The 8,651-nt window shown below is 68.6% G+C and carries 9 protein-coding genes; 4 read left to right on the top strand and 5 right to left on the bottom strand.

The features are described from left to right. Window positions 1-28: 28 nt before the first annotated feature. The 3 genes from AAY78_RS01240 to AAY78_RS01230 form a co-directional block, all read right to left on the bottom strand. Window positions 29-526, bottom strand: coding sequence for an HNH endonuclease (locus AAY78_RS01240; protein WP_045263393.1), 498 nt, complete (start codon window positions 524-526; stop codon window positions 29-31). A 309-nt stretch (window positions 527-835) separates the two neighbouring features. Continuing rightward, window positions 836-1,591, bottom strand: a complete 756-nt coding sequence (locus AAY78_RS01235) for a M23 family metallopeptidase (RefSeq protein ID WP_046746555.1) — start codon at window positions 1,589-1,591, stop codon at window positions 836-838. 361 nt (window positions 1,592-1,952) lie between these two features. Next, window positions 1,953-2,654 carry a metal-dependent transcriptional regulator gene (locus AAY78_RS01230; protein ID WP_046746554.1) on the bottom strand — a complete coding sequence of 234 codons (702 nt, stop codon included), beginning with the start codon at window positions 2,652-2,654 and terminating at the stop codon, window positions 1,953-1,955. A 101-nt stretch (window positions 2,655-2,755) separates the two neighbouring features. Between AAY78_RS01230 and serC the strand changes: the two genes are divergently transcribed. Continuing rightward, on the top strand, window positions 2,756-3,868 hold the full coding sequence (gene serC, locus AAY78_RS01225) for a phosphoserine transaminase (RefSeq protein WP_046746553.1): 1,113 nt from the start codon (window positions 2,756-2,758) through the stop codon (window positions 3,866-3,868). Between the two features lie 10 nt (window positions 3,869-3,878). Here the strand turns inward: serC and AAY78_RS01220 are convergent, their stop codons facing one another. Then, the gene (locus AAY78_RS01220; RefSeq protein ID WP_046746552.1) at window positions 3,879-4,487 is read right to left on the bottom strand and encodes a DUF3027 domain-containing protein; all 609 of its coding nucleotides are present in this window, start codon (window positions 4,485-4,487) and stop codon (window positions 3,879-3,881) included. Then, entirely contained in the window at window positions 4,471-4,851 is a 381-nt protein-coding gene (locus tag AAY78_RS01215) for a cold-shock protein (protein WP_045263389.1), read from the bottom strand. The genes AAY78_RS01220 and AAY78_RS01215 overlap by 17 nt, the downstream gene beginning before the upstream one ends. Before the next feature lie 118 nt (window positions 4,852-4,969). Between AAY78_RS01215 and AAY78_RS01210 the strand changes: the two genes are divergently transcribed. From AAY78_RS01210 to AAY78_RS01200, 3 genes are read left to right on the top strand one after another with little or no spacing between them, the layout of a single operon-like run. Continuing rightward, complete coding sequence (locus AAY78_RS01210) at window positions 4,970-5,245, top strand: hypothetical protein (protein ID WP_046746551.1); 276 nt, start codon at window positions 4,970-4,972, stop codon at window positions 5,243-5,245. A gap of 10 nt (window positions 5,246-5,255) precedes the next feature. After that, the gene (locus tag AAY78_RS01205) at window positions 5,256-6,965 is read left to right on the top strand and encodes a helicase-associated domain-containing protein (protein ID WP_046746550.1); all 1,710 of its coding nucleotides are present in this window, start codon (window positions 5,256-5,258) and stop codon (window positions 6,963-6,965) included. Between the two features lie 37 nt (window positions 6,966-7,002). Beyond that, entirely contained in the window at window positions 7,003-8,643 is a 1,641-nt protein-coding gene (locus AAY78_RS01200) for a DNA repair helicase XPB (RefSeq protein ID WP_046746549.1), read from the top strand. Window positions 8,644-8,651 lie beyond the last annotated feature (8 nt).

Raw genomic sequence — 8,651 nt, 5'->3', positions numbered from 1 at the left:
TCCCCTTCTGCATGTCGTGCCGCCCTCGTCACGCCGCCAGCGCGAGATACGGCTCCCACCGCGGGTCGCTGCGTTCCGTCCCGCGCACCGTCCAGGCGGTGCCGTGCGGGGGTCGAGGGGTGAAGCGCAACTGCCAGCGCATCTCCTGAGGCGTACGATCGCTCTTCACGTTGTTGCACCGCAAGCAGCACGCGACGAGGTTCTCCCAGGAATCAGCTCCTCCGCGAGAACGGGGCAGGATGTGGTCGATCGTGGAGGCCGACTTCCCGCAGTAGCCGCACCGGTGATCGTCACGACGGAGCACGCCGCGCCGGGTGACGGGCACGCGTCTGCTGGTGGGGACGCGCACGTAGCGCGCCAGGATGATGACCGCAGGGCGGTCGTAGACGCCGTGCGAGCCCCAGACGGGGTCTTCCTCGACGCGTTCGATCACGGTGGCTTTGTCGTTCATCACGAGCACCAGGGCGCGTTTGAACGACACGATCGCCAGCGGCTCGTATCCGGCATTCAGGACCAGTGTGCGCATTCGTCATCCTCTCGATCCGCCGGGACGGCTTCCCGGCACTCTCGACTCACACGAGGTCGCGCAGGAGGCAGATCGATCGCGAGGACGAAAAAAGGCGCCGTCTAGAGACAGCGCCTTTCGCGCACGGCAACGCCGTGGCATCCCTGCGGGCTATGCAGAAGGACGTGACGACCGAGGGCATCCATGGTTCGGATGCTCGGTATTCGCTCCATCAGCCTCTCCCACCTGTACGACAACGGGATCAGGCTAACCCATCTCCCTGGGTACAGGGCGAAACGGGAGGTGAATGGAGTGGAGCGTGTCTGGAAATCAGCCGGCGTTGACCGACAGCCACGACATGGGCTCGACGAGCCCGCCGTTGATCCAGACCTCGAAGTGGAGGTGGTTCGCGGTGGAGCGACCGGTGCTGCCGACGTAGCCGATCAGCTGTCCTGCCGACACCGACTGCCCGACCTGAACCTGACGCGAGCCGTAGAGCATGTGACCATAGGTGGTCTGCAGACGCTGCCCACCGACCACGCTGTCGAGCATGACCGCCACACCGTAGCCGCCGATGCTCTCGGCCGATGCGCGGACCACTCCGGCAGCAGCGGCGTAGATCGGCGTTCCGGCCGGAGCGAGCATGTCCGCACCGTTGTGGCCACCGCCGACCGTGCGGCTGACGTTCCAGGAGCCCATGGGGAGCGGATAGCGCACCTCGCCCGAACCGGGCGAGGTGAGAGCGTAACCCGCGGTGTTGAAGCGCGAGGAGGAGGTGCCGGCCGCGGAGGCGGTCGCGGCAGCAGCGGCTGCACGGGCGGCAGCGGCCTCTTCTGCCTTCTTCTTCTCGATCTCCTCGGGCGTGGTCGCGCTGAACGTGCCGCGCGCGAGCGGAGCAGCAGTCGCCTGCGAGGCGACGACGAGCGACTGCGCATCGACGGCGGCGAGCTGCTGGAGAGTCGTGGGCGCTGCCTCGCTCGGCTTCGACGAGGCGAACGCGGGAAGAGCGATGCCGGCGACCAGCGCACCGACCGCCCCGAAGATGGCGATGGATCGAAGAGGCTTGACGGCCTTTCGAGCACTCATTCGCGCGCCGGTGCGGCGGGCGGGTACTGCTTCTTCAGATGTCTTCTTCGCGGGCGATTCGATGTCTGCGGCCAAAACTTGGTCCTCCTGGGCCCTCACGCCGTTCGGGTCAGCGCTGGCTCGTCGGCACTCTGCTCTCGTGGCACGAATGTAGCTCGGGTACTTTGTGCGTTCTTGCCGTGAAGACGACGAGCCTGGAAGGCGATCTTCAGCGGGTTCATCTCCAGCGGGCTTCTTCGCTGGCGACCTGACCGAGGTTACCGGAAGATAACGATCATGTCACCCTGGGAAACTGGCAATTCTCGGAGAGGGCGACGCCGCTCTCCTTCCACGCCGATCGCACCCGCGAATTCTCGCGGGATCAGGCCGGTTCGCCGACCAGGAAGATGTGCGAGGCCAGCTCGACGGGAAGCTCGAGTCCATCGCCCTTGCCGTCCATCTGGATGAGGACGTAGCCCTCGCTGAAGCGGAAGTCACCGTGCGCTCCGGGAACGACTCCGGCATCGCGCAGCTGCTCGAGCAGCTCAGGGTCGACCTGAGCCGGCTCGGCGAGACGACGCACCGTGCCTTCGACGGGCTCGCCGGCGGCGTTCAGGCGCTGGACGAGTCCGATGACGCCTTCGTCGAAGGTGCGCGCCGGCAGATCGCCGAGCTGATCGAGTCCGGGGATGGGGTTGCCGTACGGCGACTCCGTCGGATGTCCGAGCAGCTCGACGAGGCGACGCTCGACCTGCTCGCTCATGACGTGCTCCCAGCGGCACGCCTCTTCGTGCACGAAGGCCCAGTCGAGTCCGATCACGTCGGAGAGCAGGCGCTCGGCGAGACGGTGCTTGCGCATCACGTCGACCGCCTTGCGCCGACCGGCGTCGGTGAGCTCGAGTGTGCGATCTTCCGAGACGATCACGAGACCGTCTCGCTCCATGCGCCCGACCGTCTGCGAGACCGTCGGGCCGGAGTGGCCGAGACGCTCGGAGATGCGCGCGCGCAGCGGAACGATGTTCTCCTCCTCGAGTTCGAGGATGGTGCGGAGATACATCTCCGTGGTGTCGATCAGATCGGTCATGTGCGGGCCCTCCGAGGTTCTTAGGCAAGCCTACATTCCCGCGGCGACATCGGACTCGCGAGCAGTCCTGCGGCACGCCGAGCGCCCCCTAGAATCGACGCATGGCGATCGAGATTCCGCGTGACCTCCTGCCCGTCGACGGCCGCTTCGGCTGCGGTCCCTCCAAGGTGCGCCCTGCGCAGCTCGAGGCGCTGCTCTCGTCGGGAGCCTCGATCCTGGGCACATCCCACCGTCAGGCACCCGTGAAGAACCTCGTGGGCAGCGTCCGCGAGCAGCTCGCGGCTCTGTTCCGCCTGCCGGAGGGATACGAGATCGTCCTGGGCAACGGCGGCTCGACCGCTTTCTGGGACGCGGCGGCCTTCGGACTGATCGAGAAGCGCAGCCAGAACCTCGTCTTCGGCGAGTTCGGCGGGAAGTTCGCCGCCGCCGCCGGCGCTCCCTGGCTCGAAGCCCCCGATGTGCGCAAGGCCGAGCCCGGTTCACTGACCGTTGCAGAGGCCGTGGAGGGTGTCGACGTCTACGCCTGGCCGCACAACGAGACCTCGACCGGCGTCGCGGCCCCGATCCGACGCATCGCCGCTGAAGGCGCGCTGACCGTCATCGACGCGACGAGCGCCGCCGGCGGTATCGACTTCGACGCCGCTCAGGCCGACGTCTATTACTTCGCGCCGCAGAAGAACCTGGGCTCCGACGGCGGTCTGTGGTTCGCCGCCGTCTCGCCCGCTGCCGTGGAGCGCATCGAGCGCATCGCCGCCTCGGGTCGTTACATCCCCGAGTTCCTCAGCCTGAAGAACGCGGTCGACAACTCGCGGCTGAACCAGACGCTGAACACCCCGGCGCTCACCACCCTGCACCTGCTCGACAGCCAGCTTCGCTGGATCCTCGACAACGGTGGCCTCACATGGGCGGCGGCGCGCACGTCCGAGTCGTCTGCCGTCCTCTACGACTGGGCCGAAGCCTCGTCCATCGCCACGCCGTTCGTAGCGGACGCGGCGCACCGCTCCCCCGTGGTCGCGACGATCGACTTCGACGACAGCATCGACGCGGCAGCGATCGCGAAGGCACTACGGGCGAACGGCATCGTCGACACGGAGCCGTACCGCAAGCTCGGGCGCAACCAGCTGCGGGTGGCGACCTTCGTCTCGATCGAACCGGACGACGTGCGTCAGCTGACCCGGTCGATCGAATACGTGCTGGAGAACCTGGGCGGCTGAGCGCCCGGAGTCACTCCTCCTCGTCGACCTCGCCGGCGTCCTCATCGAGGGCGTCGGCGTCGTCGTCCTCGGACTCATCCTCTTCCGACGCGACGGACTCGTCGTCGACAGCGCCCTCGTCGAGTTCGTCGATGTCCACACCGTCCACGTCGCCGGCGTGGAGGATGTCCACCTCGACGTCGTCATCATCGTCGTCGAGGTCGTCGTCGTCGTCGAGCCCGCCGTCTTCGTCGTCCTCGAGTCCGCCGTCGTCCGTCACCACGTCGTCGCCGGCAGCCGCGGCCGCTTCAGCGAGCTCGACCTGGTGCGCGCGGTACTCGGCCAGGCGCTCGGCCCACGGAACCCACTCCGGAGCCAGCAGGGCGCCATCGCCGGGAAGGAGCTCGACCTCGAGCACCGTCGGCTCCTCATCCTCGACGCGGGCGACGGTCACCGTCCAGTACCACCCCGGGTAGCCGGCGAGCCGGTTCTCGAAGCGCAACGAGACCGACCCGTCCTCCTCCGCGAGATATCCGGCGGCGGGGCCGACGGTGGACGCCGGGGTGATCTCGGCCAGCGCGGCGAGCGCGAGATCGTGGGCGTCCAAGAGACGCGCGTCGGCGTCAGGCTTCGAGGTCATCAGCGACCTTACGCAGGACGGCCGCGATCTTGCGGCCCTGACCGGAGGAGGGGTAGCGACCGCGGCGGAGGTCTCCGCCGATGCCGTCGAGGAGCTTCACGAGGTCCTCGACGATGATCGCCATGTCGTCGGCCGGCTTGCGCTTGGCCTTGGAGAGGCTCGGAGGCGCCTCGAGCACGCGCACCGACAGTGCCTGCAGCCCGCGCTTGCCGTCGGCCACGCCGAACTCCACGCGCGCACCGGCCTTCACCGCGGTGCCGGCCGGCATCGCGGAGGCGTGCAGGAAGACATCCTGGCCGTCATCGCTGGCGATGAAGCCGAAACCCTTGTCTTCGTCGTAGAACCTGACCTTGCCGGTGGGCATGGGAGAACCTCGCTGGGATCGTCGTGCAGAACAGTGGGCGCGCTCATGCGCGTGCCCCCAGCCTACCGGTCACGACGCGCGCGAAGCCGAAGGCCGCGGTGCGAGTAGGCTGGTGCGGATGAGCACGAAGAATTCCGAACCGGAGGTTCCCATCCGGCGGCTGGATCGCATCCTGGCGTTCACCGCGCTCGGAATCGCGGCAGCATCGGTGGTCTGTTTCTTCGCGATCATCATCGGGACCGCGCTCGGGATGGATCAGACCGCGTTCGGCGAGGGCCTCTGGCCGATCGTCGCGGCGATCCCCTACTGGGGCCTGCCCGTCGCTTTCCTCATGATCATCGCGCTCCTCACGATGAGCTTCATCCGGAAGGGCCGCGCGTCTTCGCGTTCATGAGGCATCGGCCATGAGCACTCACGCGCGACCGCTGGCGGATTGGCTGGCTGCGGCGAGCGACGATGAGCTCTGCAGACTCCTCGCCGCGCGTGGGGTGCGCTCTGACGCCCCGTGGCAGGACTTCTTCGATGCCGCGGAAGCGCTCCTGGACCCCGCTTCGATCTCCCGCGTCCTCCCGTCGCTGACCGCGACCGAGGCGACCGCGCTCCTCACGGCGGCGTCCGGAGGGGACGCCGGGCCCGAACGAGAGGCGCTGACAGCACTCGCCCTGCTGCGGCCCGATGGGTCGCCGTATCCGCCGGTCACGGCCGCCCTCGCGGGCCGCTCAGCTCCTCCGACGACCCCGGTCCCCACCGTCGCTCCTGCATCTGCAGCCGCGGCAGCCCATGCCGCCGAGCGCGCCTTCACGACGGTGGCCGTGCTCGCGGACGTGCTGCTGATCGCGCGGGAGAATCCCTTCGCCCTCCTGACCGGCGGCGGTGTGAGCGCCGGCGAGAAGCGCCAGCTCGCCGAGGCCGGAGTGCCCGCGGAGATCGTCGACGCCCTCGCGGCGATCGCCCTCCAGGCGGGCCTCGCCGTGTCGACCGACCGGCGGCTGCGGTCGAGTCTCTCCGCCGAGAGCTGGCTGCGCTCGTCCGCGGCGGATCGCTGGACCGTCCTCGCGACGGCGTTCCGCGACGCTCTCCCCCGCGGCGTCCGTTCCCAGACCGGTGGCTGGATCCCCCCTCAGCTGTGGCCTCTCGCCCATCCGTGGGACCCCGCGTGGCCCGATCGTTCTCGGGGTATGCAGGACGCGGCGGCGCTTCTCGGACTGATCGCGGAGGATGAGACCGAACCGGAGTGGGCGGTGAGCCTGCGAAGCGGTGGTCCCGCAGATGCCGGCGCACTCGTGGCCCTGCTGCCCGCCGAGGTCGATCGCATCTTCCTGCAGAACGATCTGACGGCGATCGCACCCGGCCCGCTGGAGCCCGCGCTCGACGTGCGCTTGCGCACCATCGCCGTCCGCGAGTCCGCCGCGCAGGCATCGTCCTACCGCTTCACCGCCGAATCCGTGGCGCACGCCTTCGTCGTCGGCGAGACGGAGCAGTCGATCCTCGATTTCCTCTCCTCCGTCTCGCTCACGGGCATCCCGCAGCCCCTCAGCTACCTCCTCACCCAGACCGCCCAGCGACACGGCCTGGTCCGCGTCTCGACCGACGACGAGACAGGCCGCACGCGCATCGAGAGCGCCGACAGCCATCTCCTCCAGGCGATGACCGTCGATCAGACGCTGCGCCCGCTCGGTCTCACTGCGCACGTCGACTCGTTGACGACCCGCGTCGGTCGCGACACCGTGTACTGGGCGCTCACCGATGCGCGATACCCGGCGACGCTCGTCGGCTCCGACGGCGCTCTCCTGGTCAGAGAACGACACCCAGCGCCGCCGGCTCCGGCGTCGACCGACGACTCCTCCGGACTGGCTCCTCTGATCGCGCGCCTGCGCTCACACCAGGGGCCTGACGCCGATGCGGCATGGCTCGATCGCGAACTCGAAGCTGCGGTGCGGGCGAAGTCCGTCCTCAAGGTCACCGTCGGGATGCCGGACGGGTCGACCAGGGACCTGCTCCTGGAGGCGACGGGCCTCGGTGGAGGCAGACTCCGTGGACGAGACCGCGCAGCGGACGTCGAACGCACGCTGCCGGTTTCGAGCATCCTCACAGCGACGATCGTCGCCCCATGAGGCCCTGCGCATCGGGCGACCGCTAAACTGGTCAGCTATGTCTGATGGCCCCTTGATCGTCCAGAGCGATCGCACCGTGCTGCTCGAAGTCGCCCACGCCGATGCCGAGAGCGCCCGCCACGAACTGGCGATCTTCGCCGAGCTGGAACGCGCTCCCGAGCACATCCACACCTACCGCATCACGCGGCTCGGCCTGTGGAACGCCCGCGCCGCAGGGCACACCGCAGAGGACATGCTCGAGACGCTCGATCGCTGGTCCCGCTTCCCGGTCCCGCCGTCCGTCGCGGTCGACCTGCGGGAGACGGTGAACCGCTACGGCCGGCTGGTGATCGAGCGCGACGACGAGGGCACCCTGATCCTGCGATCCTCCGATCCCGCCGTGCTGGCACAGGTCGCGAACAACAAGCGCATCCAGCCCCTTCTCATCGGGCACCCGACCCCCGAGACCTTCGTCATCGACGCATGGGCACGCGGCCAGATCAAGCAGGAGCTGCTGAAGATCGGCTGGCCGGCGGAAGACCTGGCGGGCTACACCCCGGGAACTCCCCACGAGATCGACCTCGCCGAGGACGGCTGGCACATCCGCCCCTACCAGCAGGATGCCGTCGACGCGTTCTCGAAGGACGGCTCGGGCGTGGTCGTGCTCCCCTGCGGCGCCGGCAAGACGATCGTCGGTGCCGGAGCGATGGCAGCGACCAAGACGACGACCCTCATCCTCGTGACGAACACCGTCTCGGCACGGCAGTGGCGCGACGAGCTGCTCAAGCGCACCAGCCTCACCCCCGAGGAGATCGGCGAGTACTCCGGGCAGGCCAAGGAGGTCAAGCCCGTCACGATCGCCACCTATCAGATCCTCACGGCGAAGCGGAAGGGCGAGTACGCGCACCTCGCACTGCTCGACGCCCTCGACTGGGGCCTCATCGTGTACGACGAGGTCCACCTCCTTCCTGCCCCCGTGTTCAAGCTCACCGCCGACCTGCAGGCGCGTCGTCGCATCGGCCTCACCGCCACCCTGGTGCGTGAGGACGGTCGCGAAGGCGATGTGTTCAGCCTGATCGGGCCGAAGCGCTTCGACGCCCCCTGGAAGCAGATCGAGGCGCAGGGCTTCATCTCGCCCGCCGCCTGCTACGAGGTGCGGGTCGACCTGCCGCCGAGCGACCGTCTGGAGTACGCCGCCGCGACCGACGACGAGCGCTATCGCCTCGCGGCCTCCGCGCCGGCGAAGGTCGCCGCCGTGCGCGAGCTCATCGCCAAGCACGAGGGTGAGCGCATCCTCGTGATCGGGCAGTACCTCGACCAGCTCGAATCGCTGTCCGAGGCGTTGAACGCCCCGCAGATCACGGGTGCGACCCCGGTCGATGAGCGCGAAGAGCTGTACCGCGCGTTCCGGGAGGGTGACATCTCGCTGCTCGTGGTCTCCAAGGTCGCGAACTTCTCGATCGACCTGCCAGAGGCCTCGGTCGCCATCCAGGTGTCCGGATCGTTCGGATCGCGTCAGGAGGAGGCCCAGCGTCTGGGCCGTCTGCTGCGTCCGAAGCAGTCGGGGCACACCGCGAGTTTCTACACCCTCGTGGCCCGCGACACGATCGACCAGGACTACGCCCAGAACCGTCAGCGCTTCCTCGCCGAGCAGGGGTACAGCTACACGATCATGGACTCCGACGCGATCGCCGCCTGACGCTCCCC

Origin of the sequence: Microbacterium sp. Ag1 (assembly GCF_001005635.1) — a bacterium.
Taxonomy (GTDB): Bacteria; Actinomycetota; Actinomycetes; order Actinomycetales; family Microbacteriaceae; genus Microbacterium; species Microbacterium oxydans.
Note: the sequence above shows the minus strand (reverse complement) of the source record. Positions and strands in the feature narration are given on the sequence as shown.

Bases quoted from the DNA above. Each gene is read 5' to 3' on its own strand.
- AAY78_RS01240 (WP_045263393.1), bottom strand. From the start codon at position 526: ATGCGCACACTGGTCCTGAATGCCGGATACGAGCCGCTGGCGATCGTG.
- AAY78_RS01235 (WP_046746555.1), bottom strand. From the start codon at position 1,591: ATGAGTGCTCGAAAGGCCGTCAAGCCTCTTCGATCCATCGCCATCTTC.
- AAY78_RS01230 (WP_046746554.1), bottom strand. From the start codon at position 2,654: ATGACCGATCTGATCGACACCACGGAGATGTATCTCCGCACCATCCTC.
- serC (WP_046746553.1), top strand. From the start codon at position 2,756: ATGGCGATCGAGATTCCGCGTGACCTCCTGCCCGTCGACGGCCGCTTC.
- AAY78_RS01220 (WP_046746552.1), bottom strand. From the start codon at position 4,487: ATGACCTCGAAGCCTGACGCCGACGCGCGTCTCTTGGACGCCCACGAT.
- AAY78_RS01215 (WP_045263389.1), bottom strand. From the start codon at position 4,851: ATGCCCACCGGCAAGGTCAGGTTCTACGACGAAGACAAGGGTTTCGGC.
- AAY78_RS01210 (WP_046746551.1), top strand. From the start codon at position 4,970: ATGAGCACGAAGAATTCCGAACCGGAGGTTCCCATCCGGCGGCTGGAT.
- AAY78_RS01205 (WP_046746550.1), top strand. From the start codon at position 5,256: ATGAGCACTCACGCGCGACCGCTGGCGGATTGGCTGGCTGCGGCGAGC.
- AAY78_RS01200 (WP_046746549.1), top strand. From the start codon at position 7,003: ATGTCTGATGGCCCCTTGATCGTCCAGAGCGATCGCACCGTGCTGCTC.